The sequence below is a fragment of the Candidatus Nitrospira nitrosa genome (genome assembly GCF_001458735.1).
In the GTDB taxonomy this organism is placed as follows: domain Bacteria; phylum Nitrospirota; class Nitrospiria; order Nitrospirales; family Nitrospiraceae; genus Nitrospira_D; species Nitrospira_D nitrosa.
Map to the genome: position 1 here is coordinate 236,393 of NZ_CZQA01000010.1, position 19,722 is coordinate 256,114.

Sequence of the window (19,722 nt, forward strand, 5' to 3'; positions counted from 1 at the left end):
CCCCTCTGTGCGATCGTGCTGGCCTTACACATTGCCGTATCCGGTTCCGCCGATGACGGTGTAGCACTTAGTCAGCTCCCGGATGCCACGTGCGAGCGACCAATCGGGTGTGAAGCCTGTGGCGAGTATCCGTTTGTTGGAGACGATGTAATCCCGCTTGTCCGGATCTTCCCCGATCGGGGCCTCCGAATAGACGAACTGCGGCACCTGCCGTTTGATTTCAGCGCACAGTTCCAACTTTGACAAGTTGGCATCGTCCAGCCCGACATTGTATGGGGAGTCCTTCATGGAGTCGAAATGCTCGATCGCATGGAGGAAAGCCTTGGTCACGTCCCGAACATGAATATAGTTGCGCTTACAGTGGCCTTCGAAGACTGTGACGGCTCGATCATGGACCGCCCGCCAGACAAAATCGTTCACGAGGAGGTCCATTCGCATCCGGGGCGAAGCACCGAAGACCGTCGCAAGCCGAAGCGTGATGGCATTGCCCCGATCGAGTACGACCCGTTCGGCTTTTACTTTGGTCTCACCGTAGAGACTAATGGGACGGAGCGGCGACTCTTCGGTGCAGGGAATTCCAGGTTGACCGATCCCATATCCACTGTTGGTGACAGGAAAGATGATGCGCTGAGTCAGCGAAGAGAGCTTACACAGCATGTGAACCGCATCCAAATTAATCGAATAGGCACCGATCCGGTCCCGATTGCACAGCGGTGCACCCACTAATGCCGCCAACGGAATGAGGATATCGCCGTCACGAATCACATCCGTCATGAGTCGTTCATCCCGACAATCACCGCGGATCACGCTAAACCTGTCGTCGCTGCAACAATCCAGGAGGCTATTCTGCCGGTACATGAAATTGTCGATGACCGTGACCCTATACCCGCGATTGAGTAAGTGGCGAGACAGCACGGATCCGATGTAGCCTGCTCCGCCCGTGATCACGACGTGTTCTTGCGATGTCATCATGTTCATGTTGACTCCTTACGAATGACCGCACAACGATGACTCAAGATGACGCTGGGATCGTCCGACTTGTCGGCTGAAAAACCATCGCACGGTCTCTGTGAGCCCGTCAGTGAGACTGGTGAATCGGTTACCTGGAAATCGTGCTTCGAAGGTAGTACTCCGCAAGCGCTTTACGAGCATCCCTTCCGGCTTGGTGGCGTCGAAGACAATAGGACCGGGATAGTCCATGACCTGGCCGATCGTACGGGCGAGGTGAGCGATCGAAATCCCTTCGTCCGGAGTCACAATCGTCGTATCTGATCCCCAAGCACCCGCTAGGGCTCCAAGAGCTAAACGCGCCACATCGTCGACGTACACAAATTGACGAACGGCCCGTCCGGTACCCCAGACCGTAAAGACAGCGCCGTTCGTGTGGGCGTCATGACAACGGCGGATCAGCGCGCCCACCACATGCCCCGATTCCAGGTCGAAAGAGTCATGCGGCCCGTACATGGTCACGGGTGTGAGGCTGTTCCACGCAAGTCCCGCCTCCGTGGCCGCGAGTCTGACCTGAAGGTCGAGCATGCGCTTCGCATAGGCGTAGCCGGCGTTTCCGTCATAGGGCGATGCACTCAGCAAGTCGGTTTCCGTGGTTTGGCGATCCGCATAAAAGGGAAACGCGCAACTGGATAACATCGTTGTGAGGCGCGGGATGCGCAGCTGCCGTGCGGCCGACAGGACAGCCGTATTGATCAGAATGTTCTCTTCGAGAAACCGCGCATTGTCGACGGCATTGGCTTTGACCCCTCCGACCACGCCGGCCAAATGCAAGATCTGGCCGGGCTGAATAGATTGCAACAGCCGCTCGGCGACGCTTCGATCGCGAAGATCTCCGTCCTTCCTGGACAGGTAGACCGCATCAGGTCTCAAACGGCGCACGGCCTGCCCTAACAACCCCGTTCCGCCGGTGACAAGTAAGGGAGCTGTCACGCTGCCTCCAGAACGATAGTGGAAATCGTCGCAATGTCTTCTTCGCTCAGGCTTGGGTGATTCGGTAGAAAGAACCCACAGTGATGAATCCGATCGGCGACCGGGAAGCTGGCTGCCCCATAGCGGTTCATCCAGAACGGATGCAGACCAAGATTGCCGGCTGAGAAAATGCGTGTCTCCACGCCACGGGCAGAGAGGGCTCGGACGATGCGCTGCCGCTGTTGACGAGACTCCGCCAAGAGTCCGACAGAAATGCTGGCTACTTCACTATCTGCCGGATGACGTTGAACGTAGAAACTTCCACTCAAGCGATCCAAATAGCGAGCATGGTTCTGCCGGCGCTGCTCCGTCATCCAATCCAGCTTTTCCAGTTGCCCGATCCCGATGAACGCGTTCAAGTCTGTCGACCGGAGGTTGAAGCCCGGCTCATAAAACACAAAGGGTGAATGAAAATCATCGATACCGTATCGCGTTACAAGCGAGTGATGTGTCGCTCTGTCCAAGTCCTTGCTCCAGCCGTGGCTTCTGAGCATGAGCAGTAGATCTCTCATCTTGGGATCATCGGTAGAGACCATGCCGCCCTCGATCGTCGACATTTGATGGCCGAAGTAAAATGAGAAACTGCCCATATCACCAAATGAGCCGACTCTCCGCCCCTCGTAGGTCGCTCCGATTGCCGCACACGCGTCTTCGAGAAGCACGAACTCATAGCGAGCCTTCAATGCCATCAGTTCCCGCATTTTGTGAGGGACACCAAGCACTTGGACGAGCATGACGGTCTGAGCGTGATGCTGTTTTAGTAGCGTTTCGAGATGATCTAAGTCGAGACCGAACGTCTCCGAATCAGCCTCACACATAATGGGCTCAAAACCGAATTGGATCGCCGGCGCAATCGATGTGACCCAGCCCACGCTGGGAACGATCACTTTCTTGTTACGCAACCGCCCTGAGGCCAGAAGCGCGTAGTACATCAAGAGATTGGCGGACGACCCAGAGTTGCAGAATATGGAGTGCGAGGAATTCAACCAGCTTGACCAACGCGACTCAAAGTCGCACGTAACAGTCCCCTTCGTTAATCGGGGATACGTACGAAGCCACTCGATCAGGCGATCAGTGTCGTGACGGTCGATTGTGTCGTACGCCAAACACCATCGAGGATTGAGCTCGTGTTGCGTCGTAGGTGGACCGTTCATGATGCTCTCTTCCTTGAGATCAGATCTGCGCAGAAACGTACTTCAAGACACATGCCAGGCAACCTACTCGAATATGGCATCTAGATGAAGGTTTTTGGGTTTAGAAGACGAAGAAGTCGGCAGTATTTACCGATCTGGCAGGAAAACAATTCCTCACGAAGGATACCTGCTCTCGGCTGTCAAGATGATGACAGCGAGATCATTTTCTGTGTCGCCCACTGCTCAATCGCACTCCTGACTGATCCACCCCAGCCGCGATATTCGATGTACTCCATTTCATCGAACCGAAACTCAATCCCAATCGCTTCACTGCCATGCCGCACCTCGACGCTCTTCACAACACCGGTCAGATTGGTAATATGCCCCAGTCCAGGAAGCTCGAATTCCAGACGAACAGTCGATCCGGCGCGCAACCACGCTGGTCTTCGAACCATGATGACACTGCATCCTCCCCCACTGAGATCTTTCAACAAACCACCAAAATAGCTGCCGGCAGGCAACACAGAGGTTGATGGAGTTGTCCTGTCCACTTGCATCAATAGGATCGGTTCATTAGCGGATGCCCGAAGATGTTTGCGTAGATGCATTTCTTCCACGGCCTTCGGATAGGCGACAAAGAGTAACGGCACCGGCGACGTAATCAGATCGCGAATTTCAGTTCGATACCCAACCAGTTTCCCCTCGTGAAGATAGCTTATGGTGCACGGAGTCCCCCTCTCCACCAGCTGGTCAGGGCTCAGGGGCAGAGGCCATGCACAGACAAGCCAGGCGTGATCCTTCCAACCCAACAGCGTTGAGCCATACATCACCTTCTGCCCATCGAGCGTCAGAGAAAGTTTGACGGCCAATCCGACTGATAAGAACGCTGCTGGAGAGGGAGTCGCTTCGACTACTTCGTTCATCGTGATTCTTCCTCGTTGAGCACTCGCTACAAACACTTGCTGATGGGCTCTATCGGCCTATCAGAGGCTATTCTTGAGCATTAAGGATGCGAGACGGAACGCATTGATTCCCAATGAATTGCAACGCACATCGTCTGGCACCCACCGATCAAGTACGACGTTTCTTTCGCCGATAACGCACGCAAACCAGCTGTAATTTGAAAGTCCCTTCGATGATATTCTGATCTGGAGCCTGCGACCATGGCCACAAAACGTATTTCAATCGATCAACTGATTCTCGGGATGTACCTCGTTGACATGGACGTCCCATGGTACCGCACGCCGTTTCTTTCCCATAAATTTGCTATTAAGGACCTGGACACCATTCACCTCATGAAGCGTCATGGGATCAGGATGGTCACGATCGACACGAGTAAGGGACTTGATGTGCCATCGACCCCTTCCCCGACCAGTCCGGAAAGCCTCGAGCACAGCGCACAGCCAGAACCGCCCCATCTTGAATCACCCCCACCTGCGAACACGATCGCACCTGCTGGAATAGCAACGTGTGATGCTCATCAGCTGCCCTCGGTCATCTATGCCCAAGCTCAGGAAGCTGTAGAGCGCATCTTCTCTGATCTTGAACGTGGTATTCCTCCCTCACCCGAAGCAACCAAAGCCATCGTGTCGACCGTCCTGGCGCACGTACTCAGCGATCATGCTGCGATGGCTACTCAGCTTGCCATTCAAAAAATCAAACAGTTTGACCGATCCCTGACAACCCATGCACTGGATACCTGCATTCTGTCACTCATCGTAGCCCTTGAGATCGGACTGGATCAGCCAACCCAGGAACTCGTTGGAATGGGGGCGTTGCTGCACGATTCCGGCTATGTGCGATTGCCTCGCAATTTAGTGCGCAAGCGAGATGAATGCACCGGACAGGACAAGACCCTTCTGGAGCAGCACTGCAAACTAGGTGTCGCTGTGCTCGCTGAACAGCCAGGGATGCCCGAGGATGTCTTGCGCGTCGTAAAAGAGCATCATGAGCGGAGCGATGGGAGCGGATTTCCTGCGGCCCTCCACCACGATCAGACTTCCCAACTCGCGCAAATCGTCGGCATCGTCGACTTTTATGACGGCATGGTGAGCCGACGTGGCACACGTCCCTCTATGATGCCTCACGACGCCGTTCGACAACTGTTCCTGGCCGGAGAGCGCGGCCAATTCGAGAAGTCTCTCGTGGAACTGATGATCCGAAGCATCGGCGTCTACCCAGTGGGAAGTTTGGTCAGACTCAATACTGGAGAACAAGCTGTGGTCGTTGGAGTCAACCCTCAGCAGCGACTCAAACCACTCGTCAAGATCACGACCGACCCACAGGGAGGCTCCTATCCCACTCCGATCGAGGTGGATCTCGCCACACCATCTGCAGACCATACGGTACGCTCGGTCCTTCGTGTGCTCGACCCAATTCGTGAACGAGTCAACATCGGGATTCACCTGGACAATTCTGACCTGCGAGCCGCGTAATGCCGCAATCCCGGAGAAAGCAAGGAGCCTCTCGCCGTCGGCCGGCAGTCAACTCATGGCGCATTCCCAACATGGCCGACCTGCTTGAGGGCTTGCCGATCGGAGCCCTTATCCTTAATCCCGAGCTCACGATTCTCGCCGTCAACCGGGAAGGACGCCGGTTCCTGGGACCACGATCACGGCTCCCGATGAAACAATCCTTTCCCGCCTTCTGGTCGACGCTCACGGCATCTGATGCGGACCTGATCGCGGCACAACTCACCAGAGTATTACGAAGCGGCCACCCAATTGCCTCGAGACAACAGCTCCAGATGAAACGGACGGGCATCCTCGTTCCTGTCGAATGGACATGTACTCCAAGCACATTCGGCGACGTCACTGTGCTGATGATCTGCATCCGGGACTTGTCCCAAGAAATGGAGGCCAAGCACGAGCGCGACCGCCTTGCCGCCATTGCGCATGAAAGTCCTTCACCCATGATCGAGTTGGACCGACATGGCAGCCTCCTGTATGCCAACCCCGCCATGATTTCGTTGCTCTCTCGATTCGGCTATAGCCTTGAAGGATTTCCCAGCGTGGCACCCGCTCAGCTCATGACGATCATTCAACGATGTCTCTCAACCGGCCAGATCCTGCACGGGCAAGAAGTCATGCTTCCCAAAGCCAGTTTTTCATGGACCTTTTGTCCGGTCCTCCCCCACGGAGTCGTCCGCGGGTACGCAACGGATATGACCACCGTCTACACGACACAACAGGCACTCCAAGAAACCGCCACCCAACTTGGTGAGAGCAACCAACGCCTCGATCAGGCGCTTGAGAAGGCGACGGAATCCGCACGTGTGAAGTCTGCATTCTTGGCCACGGTCAGCCATGAATTGCGCACACCCATGAACGGCGTGATCGGCATGACGAGCCTGCTGATGGAGACTCCGTTGACGCCTGAACAGCACTCCTATGCGGAGACCATTCGTCAGTGCGGTGAAGCACTGTTGCAGTTGATCAATGACGTACTGGAGTGCAGCAAAATCGAAGCCGGGAAACTGGAGTTAGAGTGCCTGGATTTCAATCTGAGAACCACCGTGGAACAGGTATTAGCACAGTTTGCCGAACGGGCTGAGACGAAAGGAATCGAACTCACAGGGTTGGTACACGCGTCCGTTCCGACAGGGCTTAAGGGAGATCCAGGACGCCTTCGGCAGGTCCTCACCAATCTGGTTGCCAATGCCGTGAAATTTACGGACAAAGGAGATGTGGCCCTCCAAGCGTATCTTGAGAGCGACTCTGCGGATACCGTGGAGGTCCGATTCGAAGTCACGGACAGTGGAATGGGCATGAGTTCCACCACCATTGACAAGCTCTTTCGCCCCTTCGTTCAAGCAGACAGCTCGACGACAAGAAAATACGGAGGGACCGGCCTTGGCCTGTCGATTTCAAAGCAGTTGGTGGAACTGATGGGAGGTCAGATTGGAGTCCGTAGTATTGAAGGTCAAGGAAGTACCTTCTGGTGTACCGCACGCTTCCAGAAGCAGGCTGGCTCTCTGCGTGCCATTCTTCCATCCGGTGAGCTCGCGGGAAAGCGGGTCCTGATTGTTGACGACAATGAATCAAACCGAATGATTCTCCATCATCTCGTTTCCGGATGGGGAATGGTGGACGACCTGGCCGAAGATGCCGAGTCGGCTTGGCAACGTATTACAGAGGCCAATCAGAGAGGGACACCGTACGATCTCGCCATTTTGGATGTCATCATGCCGGGAAAGGACGGCTTGCAGCTCGCGCGCGAGCTCAACAGTCATCCCGAGAGGTCTCATACACGTCTTGTGGTCATGACGTCCATTCTTCAGCGCGGACACGCCGAACAGGCCCGATCGTCAGGCGCCATGGGCTACCTCCCCAAACCTGTTCGCCACGACGAGTTACGGGGGTGCCTCAGAACCGTTCTCGGGATGCAGGATGATCAAGAACGGACAACTGAACAGATCGGTTCCATTGTCCCGCAACTGGTCACGAGACATACCATTGCCGAGAATGTTGAGCACCAACATGTGTTGGTCGTAGAAGACAATATTGTCAACCAGAAGCTTGCCGTTCGGATGGTCGAGAAGCTGGGATACCGACCGGATGTCGTCGATAATGGGCAGGAAGCCTTGGTGGCGCTGGCGAAAGGACGATATGCCGCAATTCTGATGGATTGTCAGATGCCCCTCATGGATGGCTTTGAGACAACCAGAATCATTCGTGAACGCGAAGCGTCCGACACTGGTTCGAGTTCGGCGTTACCAGGTTCAGATTCAAGGCCTGGCAATACAGGCGGCCACGATGACATCCGCCACTCGCCGATTGAAACTCACCGACATATACCAATTATCGCCGTCACCGCCAATGCCATGCAGGGCGATCGTGAGCGTTGCTTAGCTGCAGGCATGGATGACTACCTCTCGAAGCCGATCAAGCTCAATGAACTACGGGCCGCACTCGCGCGCTGGACGCCGGCTCCCCCTCAGAAGGTCCAGGCGACCAAGCCGATGCTGCCTCCTGGCACTACCGATCCTGCCCAAGGCATTTTCGACCACGCACAGATGTATCAGAACATTGGGAGTGACAATGAGCTGTTTGGCCAACTCATCCGTCTCTTTTTGGATCGTTATCAAACGATGCTGGCCGACATTCGAACGGCTCTAGCTGATGGAAATTCGTCTGCCGTCGAACGATCAGCACACACATTTAAAGGAACTGCGGGAAATCTATGTGCCTCGGAGGTCGGATTGATCGCCAGTCGCCTTGAGGCAGTCGGTCGCCTTCAAGCGCTTCACGACGCTCCCCCCGTGTACGCACAACTTGAAATCGAAGTCGGGCGACTGGTTCAAGTACTGGAATCCTATCGCAATGGGTACCCTGCCATGACACAAGCAGCCGCCTGACCCGCAATATTCACGAGCGCTCTTACTCCAACTGCCACGCTACTACTGAAGGCTATAGGTCGGCTGTGAAGCCGCGTGCAATGCTCACACTTCGTCACAAACCGTCATGAACAACAGGGATTACAAAGGCCGGCATAGCCACACGATCCTATGCAGGGCACTTTGCAGCAGACCGTGGCTCTAAGGAAATTGATGGCTGGGAGGACGATGCAGGGAAGAGCGGAAACCGAGTTGGATATTCTTCAGAAAGCACCAACTGTGTACCTAATCTCGTCTTGTGACTCATCACCAACGGACCGCGTAGATTTGCCGTAATGTGAGCCGGATCGTCAGAGGGAATGGTCAAGATGACGGCCAGTGCCAGATCTTGCTCTTTCCCGCCGTTCATCTCGGCTAAAATGTCGGCTGGCACGCTGACCCGATAGTCAGTGTGGAATATGGCAGGATCAAGAATCACGAATGCCAACCCAGGTTCATCGATCGACTGGAGCCATTTAAACGGAGCCTCTGTGTCATGATCCAGAATGACATACCGTTGGGACTCCGGAAATCCCAACAAACCTACGGGAAACCGTACAATGCTGTCGTCTGAGACCTCGAATGACCCAAATCGGGTCGATCTACATTTCATCTCGGCATCCTTATGAGACCATTCCACGTTTTCCAGGGATCAGTCGGCGAAACGCATCGAGAGGGACGGCTTGGGTTTTAGCCGCCAAGCGATTTTCTTCTTGAATCCGTGTGTGGACTTCCTCCCGATGCACAGCGACCGCCGGAGGAGCCTCAATCCCCAAACGAACTTGCCCGCTTTTCAGGCCAAGTACGACGACTCTGATATCAGGGCCAATCGTGACGCTTTCTCCACATCGACGGGTCAATACCAGCATACCTGCCTTCCTTGGCCGAATAGTCCTTCAGAGCACTATCGGCCATGACTGCAACAAACTTGAGAAGCCGTCCTAACGCAGGTACTTGAGGAGAGTATTGTCGAAGATCCGACCAAGGGATGCCCCTGCGGCTTGAATCGCATACTCTTGCAGCGTCAAATCAGAGATGGTCCGTGCCAAATCAATATCCTCGAACGACGACAGCGTATTAGTGGCAAGTTCCTTGGCATCATCCAAAGCCAGCGACGTAGACTCCAAGCGGTTCGTCAACGCACCCACGTCTCCCTGCGCTGCCGCGACTTGACTGATCGCGCGGTCCAAACTATCTAAGCTCTCAACAATCCCTGCCTTGAAATTTCCTCGAAGGGCTGCCAGAAGTTGTTGTACCGTATCAAACAGATTCACGTCGGAACCGCTAAAAGCCTCATCCCCGCGCACACCGGTGCTGACAACCTCTCCATCAGCGACTTCAATCTGTTGGTTGCCGGCATCTCCAGCATACCGAGTATGTGCAGTCACGTGAAACAGATCTCCTGCAGCCGGTGCAGACGCGCTATGAGTGATTCGGAATTGAATTCCATCGAATGTAATCGGAGCACCAGCTGTATAGGCTTGATTGGCGAGGACTGTTTGTGAAGTCAGAGCGAGGGTAAATCGATCTCCGGTGACAGGCCCGGCCCCCTGTGCATTGGAAAGCACGACACGAACACCTTCAAATTCGATGGCGCCACCGGACACATAGGTATTCCCGGATGAAAGCGTTGCACCCGTGGTGGTGTTTCGCACGGAATACTGGGACGATGACGTAAACTGTATTTCGTATGTGTCGAGTGTAATTTCTTGTGGATCAACGACCCCAGCATCAGCGACACCCACCCGGCCGACATTGGCAGAATTCGGCGAGACCGAGAGAGGAGTCGAGACATTGAGAACATCAAACGTTGTCGCCCCACTAAATCGAACGACGTAGTTGTCGTAGGAGGTCGTACTAGGATTCAGCACCTGTCCTTGAGAGATCAAGGCTCCCCCGCTGTTTGTCGACGCAACATGAGTCGCCACGGTCGTCGCAAACGTCGCACCACCGTTACCTGAACTCCCTCCGTTGAATCCGAGCAGCGTACGGGCCGACCCCCCGGACACGTCCACTGTGGAGCTTGCTCCCTCAGAATCGGACACTATGACAAGACGCGCATCCTCATATCGGACGGACACGCTCTTTCCCGCAACGGCTAACGTCGTATCGGCATTGATTCGGCTCTGTACACGCGCAGCTAGCTCAGAACTGGTCAACGTCTCTGTACCTCCGGTCAAATCAATCGTGCCGGAAGTCACGCCATCCACGGTGACCGTCAGCGTATCGGTAACCGCATTCGTCAGCGTCACAGGCGAGGACAGGGGCAATCCTGCAGCAAATCCGTGGCGGCTTGTACCACCAAACACCGGTTGATTCTCATCGTATTCGGCATTTCCAAGTTGAAGAAGGTGCTGGAGGAGAGCCTTGACTTCTTGCCCGCCTGCGGCTCGCTCCGCCGCACCATTGGTATCAGAGGCATACTGAACCGCCAATTGTCGCACTCGAGAGAGGGTCGATGTCGTACCCTGCAATGCCGTATCGGCCAGATCCAGTCGGACCGTTGCCGAAGAAATATTTCGAAGATGCTGTTCCAGTTTCGCTAAGGTGGTTTTTTCTCCGACGATCCGATGGAATCGCCCGGGATCGTCAGACGGCTGCAACACCTGCTTGCCGGTTGCAAGATGTTCCTGCAATTGCAGCGCTCGTGATCGAGACCGTTGATAGCTGTTGACGAGGAATCCAAAGACCTGCTGTTCCGTCACGCGCATGGCGTACTCCTTGGTCTATCGCTTGAGCGAAATCAAGGTCGACATCATTTCATCGGCCGCGACGATCATACGCGAAGCAGCTTCAAACGCTCGTTGAAACTTGAGTAAATTGACCAGCTCCTCGTCAAGCGAGACACCAGACACCTGGGCGTGAAAACTTTGGAGCTGTTCTTGGCGAACTTCCTCCGTATCAAGTCGCTGTGCGGCAACCTGGGAGGCCACTCCTAAATCCGCCGTTGTCTTGCGATAGGAATCAAGCAGTGTTGCATTATCGAGGCTCGTGATAGTTTTCGATTGCAGCGCAACAAGATTGAGGCCGTTCTGATTGTTCCCTGGGACACCCGCTCGTGTCGACGAGAGTGCAAGTTTTGATGGATCGGACAGCGCGACAAGAATGTCTCTCGCGGCATTCTCCCGACTGTTGAACGCCAAAACATCGTTGGCCGCCGGCGCTCCCGATACCGTCACGGCAATACCGTCAACATGAAACGTTTGAGGACCACTGTAGGTCCCGGAAGCTGCGGTAGCCGTTCCCCCAGATAGGCCGAGGCCTGCTCGTGCCGTCCCGCCGGTGACGTCGACGGCACTCGCCCCACCAGTCAAATTGGATCGCACCAGCAAGCGGTTCGTTGTACTGTCAAAATTTACCGCGACCCGTCGGCCTGCTGCAGTCAGTGTCGCATCTGCGTTGATTTTGTTCTGCAGTTCAGTAGCCAATGCGCTGCCTGACGCATAGGGCTGACCTGGTGATGCGGCTCCATTAAGTGTGATGGTCCCTGACGTTGTCCCGTCAACCGACACAACCAACGTGTCGTTTACCCCAGAGACGATATTGAACGGAGTATCTACTGTTGGAGGGGTAATGGCTGTTCCGGTGTAATTCCCATGAATTCCAGCCCCCGTTGTCGCATCGACAATGCTATAGCTGTTCGTGCCGCTGAACCGCACTTCGTAGTCATGGAACGTCAGGGAGCTTGGCGCCGTGATGGCTCCGCTGCCGATCGAGCTGGACCCCGTATTTGTCGTCGGTGCGTTCGTCGTGACCGACAATCCCGAGAAGACATCATTCCCGGTGGAACCGTCAAGGCCGTATCCCACACGGTGAAGTTGGTTCACCTCATTGATCAGCGATCCTGCCAGCGCATCAATCCCACGTTGAACCGACGGAATAGATTGGTCTCGAACATCTAACAGCCCACGAAGGCGTCCGGTTGAAATCAAGTCACTAATGATAGCCGGTTGAGTTCCCCCAATATCGTACCCGATTTCAAGAAGACCCTGGTTGTCCGTCGATTCAACCCCCACCAAGTGACGGGTCGTCTCCTGATCAACGAGCACAAGACCACGAGCGGTAAAGACCGAGATGGTGCCATCTGATCGATCGAGCGTGAACACTTCAACTCTCGTCGCCAACTCGTTGACGGCAAGATCTCGTTGATCGCGAAGATCGTTGGCATTCTGCCCGCTCACCTCGGCCGACTTTATTTGGGTATTGAACTCTGCAATTTTGGCGGTCAGCGTATTGACCTCGTCAATCGTCACCCCCACTTGGACATCGATCGCTCGACGAGTTTCAACCAAGTCCGTATTGATCTGGTGAAACGCTCCTGCCAAGGTCGAAGCTCTTCCCAGCACTACTGAGCGTGAGGAGACTTGTGATGGTGTGGTCGTCGCATCCTGGAAAGCCTTGAACAACTCGTTGAGTTTTCCTGAGAGCCCCTGACCTCGAGCATCCCCGAAGAGGCTCTCGAGTCGATTTAACTCATCTCGAAGGACCGTGAATTGCCCGAGATCTTCATGAGATTCCTTCACCTCACGGTTCAGAAAGACGTCCACCGCTCGTCGGATCTCGGCAATTCTTACGCCGGTTCCGACTTGCCCCGGGCTTCCATCGACCGGCCGCTCTTCGGTCAGGACGACTTGCTGTCTGGAGAAACCCGGAGTATTGACATTGCCAATATTGTGGCCCGTGACGGTCAGTCCCTGTTGCGCCGTAAACAGGGCCGTCTTGGCAATGTCCATTAATGCACTAAGTCCCATAGATCCTCACCCTTGCCGCCTGATGACTGCAGCCGGCACATGGTGCTGTTGTCGAGCGCCCAACTCCGAATACAGATCTCCGTCCGGCAATGACTGGCGGTGCGCTTCCAGCGCTCGAAAGAGAAACGATTGAACGCTGTGGATTAGCACCTGGTTGGCAGCAATATCCTGTTTCACCGCCCGAACCTTTTCCGCCAGTCGCTCATACTGCTCCAGAATTACCCCAGCCTGTGGGCTTTGAACTCGGTGGAGTATTTCCGTAACCGTTCGATTGGAAAGTGGCACCTGATACGTGTTGGCGAGGTCGTCAAGCAGCAGATCGAGCTCGTCTTTCAACTGGTGAAGCGACTCAAGGATCGAGATCCTGGATTGATTGATGGAAAGAAATTCGCCGAGTGCCATCCGTTTGATGGCATCTCGCTCCTGAACAATATTCTGTGCAAGGAGATCACAGTGCGCTGACTCACGGGCGAGAATATGCGGCAACTGCGCGAGAGAGATTGAAGCATTCACGGTCGGAACCTGCCCATCCATGGACCAGATCGAGGATCCGTTGCTGTGACGACTCGACGGAGATAGATGCTAACCGCTTAAAGAACAGCGTCGGTCAAAACCTGCTTAATCAGCGCGTCCCCAACGGCACGACCGCTGATATCGTAGGTGCCGCTGTCAAGTGCACGCTTGATGCGATCGACATGTTCTGCCCGCAAAGAATCCGGCTGATTGACCAGCTCTCGAATCCGTTGCAGCTCCTTGGCCTGAGCCGAGATCTGAACCTCATCCTTACCAACCTTGGGCTGGGCCGTCGGTTGCCGAACAGCTGCATTCTCAGCCTCATGCACTCCAAGCAATACTTTTGCTAGATGGTCAACTTTCCCATGACCTGAAATCTGCATCGTCCTACTCCTTCCCCAACTCCTCCAACCCGCATCCTGAACGATCAGTGCCCTTTATCCCTGTCGAGTTCCTTATCGGTCCCTCACCGGAAAACTTGAGTGCTCTGCAGAGGGACCTGCAAAATATTTTTCCGCGTGTTCTTGGACCATCCGAGCAATGCCCAGCCCCCCAGATTCTGCCGCTCGTCGTCCGATTTCCTCATCATAGAACGAATGGAAATACGCGCCCTGTTTATTGGCTATAGCTCCTTGAGGGACGGTTTCTCTCATAACCTTTAGTAAATGTGAGACAAAATAGGACTCAAACTGTTTCCCGGCCTCGATAAGCTTCTGACGCTCCTTCATAACATCCTGCACTATCAATGGGTTATGAGAATTACGCAGCTGACCTGAGGGGAGCAGTGTCCCAGGATCCATATATAATGGTGACGACAACAACGCCCGACTCTTCTCCAAGCCTGTTTGGGTAATCCCATCCATAGAAGCCCTCAAATGATCTCCAGATTCGCCTGAAGAGCCCCGGCCGACTTGAGTGCCGAGAGAATCGCCACCAGATCCCGAGGCGTGACCCCTACGGCGTTGAGGGCCTGAACAACCTCTCCCAAGGTGACCGTTTCATCGACAACAATCAGCCGAGACTCCTGCTCTTTGACCTCAGTCTGGACATCGGGAGTAACAGTGGTTTGTCCTGCAGCACTCCCCACAAGCGGCGCCGCCGGCTGAGACACATTCAGCGTATTTTTAACTGAAATTGTGAGGTTCCCATGAGAAATGGCACAGGTGGAGATCCGAACGTGTTCCCCAAGCACGACCGTACCCGTTCGCTCATTGACAACGACCTTCGCAATGGCATCGACGGACACATCAAGCCCTTCAATCGACGCAATATATTCAACAACCCGGCCATGAAAAACCGGAGGAATCGTGGCCTTAATAGAGCCGGCGTTGACGGCTGACGCACTCCCCTTCCCAAAAGCATGTTCAATCGCCTCGGCCGTCCGAATCGCCGTCGTGAAATCTGGCTGACGTAGCAGAACGGAGACGGTCTCCCACGAATCGATATCGACGGGAAGTTCCTTTTCAATTATGGCTCCACTAGGCACCACACCTGCCGCCTGATGATTCTTGGTCACCGTCGCCCCGCCGGCCCCGCCGGTGCCGCCAAGAAATCCTCCTATCGAAACGGGCCCTTGCGCCACGGCAAATACTTGCTGATTCGCTGCCTTAAGAGGCGTCAATAGTAAGGTGCCTCCTTGTAAACTCTTCGCGTTGGCCATTGAGGAGACCACAGCATCCAATGTCATGCCGGGCTTCGAGAATGGAGGAAGTTTCGCTGTGACCATCACCGACGCGATGTTCCTCGTCAGCAGTTGAATGGGATCAATGACGAGGTGGACCCCCATCTTGTTCAACATCGACATCATCGCTTGAATCGTAAACTGTCCACCGATCACACGATCGCCTGTGCTGTCTAACCCAACCACCAAGCCATAGCCGAGCAATTGGTTTTCACGCACCCCCTCAATCGCACCGATATCCTTGATCCTCACGGCATCGGCATGCACAGGCCAGAGGAAGCCAGCAGTCAAGAAGAACAGCAACACCAGCCACCGTGACACCATACAGCTATTGTCCTCCATCGAATGAGGAACGTTTCGTGAGAGCGGGGTTCGGCTTCGGGCCAAAAATGACACGTGACAACCACCCTTGCTCCTGTACGACTTCTTTGCAAACGGTTCCTTGCGGTTGATCTGATAGTTGCCTGCGAGCTCGCTTAGGCGGAGGTGGAGGCATGGAATCTGCCCTCCGGACGACACCACTTCTGACCATCAGTTGCAGCGATTGCACATTCACCAGTCGCCGCTTAGAGATCATTCTTTTAGTGGCTGGACGTCTCATCAGAACGGATACACCCAGTCAAGAATTCGAACAAACCAACCAGGACGCTGAACATCATCCAATACACCAAGGCCTGAGTACTCGATTTTGGCATCTGCGATGGCACTCGACGCCACGGTATTCTTGGTATCCACGTCCACACGACGGACGATCCCGCCGATGGTCATCAGCTGCTTCTCGCTGTTGACGGTGACTTCGCGCCGCCCCTCGATCCGAAGATCCCCGTTGGAAAGCACCTCCGTGACGATCGCAGAGATGGTCCCCGTCAATGTGCCCTCACGATTGGTGGAGCCTTTCCCGTCGAACTTGTTATTGGCGGTCGCATTGATTCCAAACCCCCGTTTCGTTTCATCGCTGAAGCGGATCCCTGGAAGCCCGATATATCCCATCCCGCTCCCGACCATGCCGTTCTTAATCGTCGAATCTCGTTGAACCGCCGTATCGGCGGACTTGGACCCTTTATGAACTTCGGACACTTTCACGGTCAGAATATCCCCGATCCGCATGGCGCGCATGTCCTCGTACAGATAGGCTCGTCCGTTTTCTTCCTGCCAGAGCGAGCCAAGCGTCTTCGGAGGAGGGATCAGCGGCAGAGTCACTTTGCTCGACGGACTTGGCGGACTTGAACACCCGCACACGACCATCACGGTCATGATCCCGAGTCCCGCAATGGCACGTCTCAACTGTGTTCGATGGGCAGATACTGAGACACTCACCATACGCTCCTAGAAATCAACCTGTACCAGACTGGGCGCCACAACCTTCGCTCTCAACTCTCGACCGGAATCCAGATTCGCAACCATAATGGTCTGTCCGACTTGGCCGCTGGCTTTGGTGATACCATAGGTCTGAATCGACAGACCTCCTCGACGCGCCTCAATCAAGACTCGGTCGCCCTTCTTCACGATGAGTGGAAGCTTCACGAAGGTCGATCGCAATGGCGTATCAGGCGGGAGTGGGCGGGCGGCGCTCTTACCGACCACCTCATCGCGATCAGTCATAAACGGGTGATTCCACTGATGGATTCGAATACGCGTGCTCTTGAGGTCTGCGCCGTCGATCAGCTCCTCCGTTTTCAACAGACGAGTGGGGACGATGGCCTCGATCATGGCCGAGACATCCGCCAAGACCTGGATCGTTTTCCAGGCTTTTCCACCCACCGTAACTGAAACTGGGAAGACACGTCTCCCAAGGCCATCGTCGGAACCTGTCGGCAATACTTGGAACTCGATGATTCCTGACGGCACAGCAATCGGTTCGGCTGGATCCAGCACCGCCACGGTGATTGTCTTCACTTTTTGTGACCACGCTTGCTCCAGATAGCGATGAATCGCTCCTTGGAACAGTTCGGCAGTGAGCTCTTGCGTGGCAGATTTCTCGCGCTCTTTCCCGACAGATCTCGGCTCGTGCCCCGGATTGACCAGCGTGACGGAGCCGGTATCGACTCTGCTCCCTGCAGAGACCACCGCAGTCCAGCTCAGCCACCCCACCCAGAGCGATAGGAGCACGATCCCGATCCTCACCATATTTCCCCCCTACCGTCGCAGATTGTTGGCAATGGACATCATCTCATCGGAGGCTTGAATCGTCTTCGAATTGATTTCATAGCTGCGCTGGGCAATGATCATGTTGACCATCTCCTCCGCGAGATTGACATTCGAGCTCTCCAGAAATCCCTGTTGAATCGTGCCGAACCCGGTCGTGAACCCCCCGGTTCCTTGTGTGGGAGGACCCGATGCAAAACTATCGATGAACAGGTTGTTCCCCATCGCTACCAAACCTGAGGGATTGTCGAACCTGGTCAACTGAATCTGCCCCACCTGTGAAGCTTGAGTCACACCGGGGAGCAGCACAGACACGGTACCATCTTGACCGATATCCACCTTGAGCGCGCCGGACGGAATGGTGATGACCGGATTCAGAAGATCGCCGTCACCGGTAACGAGGTTCCCGACGTTGTCTCGTTTGAATGAGCCGTTCCTGGTGTACATGATGGTGCCGTCCGGGCGGGACACTTGAAAAAATCCGTTCCCATCGATCGCCAGATCCGTCTCATTGTTCGTTTGACGCATATTTCCTTGCAGCCATTCTTTAGCCACAGTCGTCGGCCGAACCCCGGTGCCGACCTGAATCCCAACGGGGAACACTCCGACATTCGACGCGTTAGTGCCAGGGAGTCGCTGGATTTGATAGACCAAGTCAGCAAACTCGGCTCGGCTTCGCTTAAAGGAATTGGTATTCACGTTGGCAAGGTTGTGCGCGATGGTATCGACATTGATCTGCTGCGCCGTCATCCCCGTTGCTGCGGTCCACATGGCACGAATCATTGTGACTCTCCCTTACCTTGGTGATTCAGACAGGTCTTGCCTGCGATGACGTGTACGCTATCTTTAGGCGACTCGCCCGATGTCTTGAATCGCCACTTCAGCCATCCGATCGAGCGTTTGAATGAGTTTTTGTGCGGACTCGTAACTCCGCATCCCTTCCATCATCTTCACCATTTCACCGATCGAATTGACGTTCGATTCCTCGATATGCCCGGCCAAGAGTTGCGGATTCTTGACGGGTTTGCCTTTCTCGGACGCGAACAGCCCTTCGGCGGACTTGACCGGCATCTCGTCTTCCGGAAAATCCATGACTTTAATCGTCGCCACTGGCTTGTCATCGACTCTGATATCGCCTTGGGGAGTGATTTCCACCTTCCCTGGAGGAATCTTGATCTCCCCTTTCGCTCCCATCACAGGATAGCCCAGTCCATTGACGAGCCTACGCTGGCTGTCCAATGAGAGCATGCCGTTCCTGGTGTATCGAGCCCCTTGAGGCGTCTCTACCTCTAAAAACCCTCTCCCCTGAATCGCCAGATCCAACGGATTGCCGGTCAGCCTGATGCGACCGGCTTCGAACGTGGTTTTCATCGTGTGCGGTGCAACGAACGCACGTTCGGTCGCTCCAAATGGTCTGGCCACGATCTGCTGTGCGAGTCCCCCACTATGGCCGATCGCTGGAATGACCGCTTGGTACTTGGGGAAAATGGCTTTGAACGCCTGCTCATCTTGCTTGAAGCCGGCCGTATTCACATTCGCCATATTATTGGCGAAGACTTGCATCCGCCGCTCATGAGCCAACGCACCGGAGAGGATTGGATAGATACCACGATTCATCTGAGCAACTCCTTATTGGTCCCGACACAAAGACAGCAACCCTTATGCCAAGGTCATCAACCTGCCCATTTCGAGGTCTCCCAATCTAAAACCACTGAAATGTAGGAGAATGACGACAGTGGAACATGCCGAATATCACGCTGCCGAATGAAGCGGTCGCCAACCAGGAAATAATCTGCCCAGTCAGCGGCATATTTTTCCTGGAACGACACCCAACCCCCATCATACTCATCGAAGCCCCTTCTCTTCCCCAAGACGATTCGAAACGATCGGGCACACACCCAATACAGACCTGTTCACGCGGTTCGTCATCTGTGACAAGCAGGCGCGACAGTAGACGGATTCTTCAAGGCGAGCAGACAGACCGTGGTGCCATCCGGCCTACAAAGACTTAGGGATCACACCATAACGATTCGTGCCCCATCAGTGGCTCAGGGCCCTGAGCCTCGTCGAGCCTTCGATTCCACTCAGGCTCAACCCAGAGCAAGGTCGAAGGGGCGAGCGACAAAACCACCAAGATGCCATGCG

18 protein-coding genes are annotated in these 19,722 nt (G+C 54.9%); 2 read left to right on the forward strand and 16 right to left on the reverse strand.

Annotation, left to right across the window (positions count from 1 at the left end; all coding sequences use genetic code 11):
- Positions 1–24: 24 nt before the first annotated feature.
- The 4 genes from COMA1_RS15565 to COMA1_RS15580 all read right to left on the reverse strand — a co-directional run bounded on the left by COMA1_RS15565 (position 25) and on the right by COMA1_RS15580 (position 4,036).
- The gene (locus COMA1_RS15565; protein WP_090750683.1) at positions 25–972 is read right to left on the reverse strand and encodes an NAD-dependent epimerase/dehydratase family protein; all 948 of its coding nucleotides are present in this window, start codon (positions 970–972) and stop codon (positions 25–27) included.
- Between the two features lie 15 nt (positions 973–987).
- On the reverse strand, positions 988–1,941 hold the full coding sequence (locus tag COMA1_RS15570; protein WP_176698106.1) for an NAD-dependent epimerase/dehydratase family protein: 954 nt from the start codon (positions 1,939–1,941) through the stop codon (positions 988–990).
- Complete coding sequence (locus COMA1_RS15575; protein WP_090750200.1) at positions 1,938–3,134, reverse strand: DegT/DnrJ/EryC1/StrS family aminotransferase; 1,197 nt, start codon at positions 3,132–3,134, stop codon at positions 1,938–1,940. Before COMA1_RS15575 ends, COMA1_RS15570 begins: the two co-directional genes overlap by 4 nt.
- Positions 3,135–3,313: 179 nt before the next feature.
- Positions 3,314–4,036, reverse strand: coding sequence for a flagellar brake protein (locus tag COMA1_RS15580; protein WP_090750202.1), 723 nt, complete (start codon positions 4,034–4,036; stop codon positions 3,314–3,316).
- A 240-nt stretch (positions 4,037–4,276) separates the two neighbouring features.
- On the opposite strand from COMA1_RS15580, the gene COMA1_RS15585 reads away from it, so the two are divergent.
- A complete protein-coding gene (locus COMA1_RS15585) occupies positions 4,277–5,548 on the forward strand; it encodes a cyclic di-GMP phosphodiesterase (protein WP_090750204.1) in 1,272 nt (423 codons plus the stop codon).
- 71 nt (positions 5,549–5,619) lie between these two features.
- Positions 5,620–8,469, forward strand: a complete 2,850-nt coding sequence (locus COMA1_RS15590) for a response regulator (protein ID WP_176698107.1) — start codon at positions 5,620–5,622, stop codon at positions 8,467–8,469.
- A 148-nt stretch (positions 8,470–8,617) separates the two neighbouring features.
- Here COMA1_RS15590 and fliW read toward each other — a convergent pair whose 3' ends face one another.
- The 12 genes from fliW to flgF form a co-directional block, all read right to left on the reverse strand.
- Positions 8,618–9,100, reverse strand: a complete 483-nt coding sequence (fliW, locus tag COMA1_RS15595) for a flagellar assembly protein FliW (protein WP_090750208.1) — start codon at positions 9,098–9,100, stop codon at positions 8,618–8,620.
- A 10-nt stretch (positions 9,101–9,110) separates the two neighbouring features.
- Positions 9,111–9,356: a carbon storage regulator CsrA gene (gene csrA / locus COMA1_RS15600; RefSeq protein WP_090750210.1), complete on the reverse strand. Its 246-nt coding sequence runs from the start codon at positions 9,354–9,356 to the stop codon at positions 9,111–9,113.
- A gap of 72 nt (positions 9,357–9,428) precedes the next feature.
- Positions 9,429–11,198 carry a flagellin N-terminal helical domain-containing protein gene (locus COMA1_RS15605; protein ID WP_090750212.1) on the reverse strand — a complete coding sequence of 590 codons (1,770 nt, stop codon included), beginning with the start codon at positions 11,196–11,198 and terminating at the stop codon, positions 9,429–9,431.
- 15 nt (positions 11,199–11,213) lie between these two features.
- Positions 11,214–13,238 carry a flagellar hook-associated protein FlgK gene (gene flgK / locus COMA1_RS15610; RefSeq protein WP_090750214.1) on the reverse strand — a complete coding sequence of 675 codons (2,025 nt, stop codon included), beginning with the start codon at positions 13,236–13,238 and terminating at the stop codon, positions 11,214–11,216.
- A gap of 6 nt (positions 13,239–13,244) precedes the next feature.
- Positions 13,245–13,772 (reverse strand): flagellar export chaperone FlgN, encoded by a 528-nt coding sequence (gene flgN, locus COMA1_RS15615; RefSeq protein ID WP_090750215.1) that lies wholly within the window; start codon positions 13,770–13,772, stop codon positions 13,245–13,247.
- A gap of 56 nt (positions 13,773–13,828) precedes the next feature.
- Complete coding sequence (gene flgM, locus COMA1_RS15620; protein ID WP_090750217.1) at positions 13,829–14,134, reverse strand: flagellar biosynthesis anti-sigma factor FlgM; 306 nt, start codon at positions 14,132–14,134, stop codon at positions 13,829–13,831.
- 72 nt (positions 14,135–14,206) lie between these two features.
- Positions 14,207–14,479: a rod-binding protein gene (locus COMA1_RS15625; RefSeq protein WP_176698108.1), complete on the reverse strand. Its 273-nt coding sequence runs from the start codon at positions 14,477–14,479 to the stop codon at positions 14,207–14,209.
- A 143-nt stretch (positions 14,480–14,622) separates the two neighbouring features.
- On the reverse strand, positions 14,623–15,756 hold the full coding sequence (locus COMA1_RS15630; protein ID WP_090750221.1) for a flagellar basal body P-ring protein FlgI: 1,134 nt from the start codon (positions 15,754–15,756) through the stop codon (positions 14,623–14,625).
- A gap of 276 nt (positions 15,757–16,032) precedes the next feature.
- Positions 16,033–16,752 carry a flagellar basal body L-ring protein FlgH gene (locus COMA1_RS15640; protein WP_090750225.1) on the reverse strand — a complete coding sequence of 240 codons (720 nt, stop codon included), beginning with the start codon at positions 16,750–16,752 and terminating at the stop codon, positions 16,033–16,035.
- Positions 16,753–16,758: 6 nt separating this feature from the next.
- Positions 16,759–17,559: a flagellar basal body P-ring formation chaperone FlgA gene (gene flgA, locus COMA1_RS15645; RefSeq protein WP_090750228.1), complete on the reverse strand. Its 801-nt coding sequence runs from the start codon at positions 17,557–17,559 to the stop codon at positions 16,759–16,761.
- Between the two features lie 9 nt (positions 17,560–17,568).
- Positions 17,569–18,360, reverse strand: a complete 792-nt coding sequence (gene flgG / locus COMA1_RS15650) for a flagellar basal-body rod protein FlgG (RefSeq protein WP_090750231.1) — start codon at positions 18,358–18,360, stop codon at positions 17,569–17,571.
- A gap of 63 nt (positions 18,361–18,423) precedes the next feature.
- Positions 18,424–19,194: a flagellar basal-body rod protein FlgF gene (gene flgF / locus COMA1_RS15655; RefSeq protein ID WP_090750232.1), complete on the reverse strand. Its 771-nt coding sequence runs from the start codon at positions 19,192–19,194 to the stop codon at positions 18,424–18,426.
- Positions 19,195–19,722 lie beyond the last annotated feature (528 nt).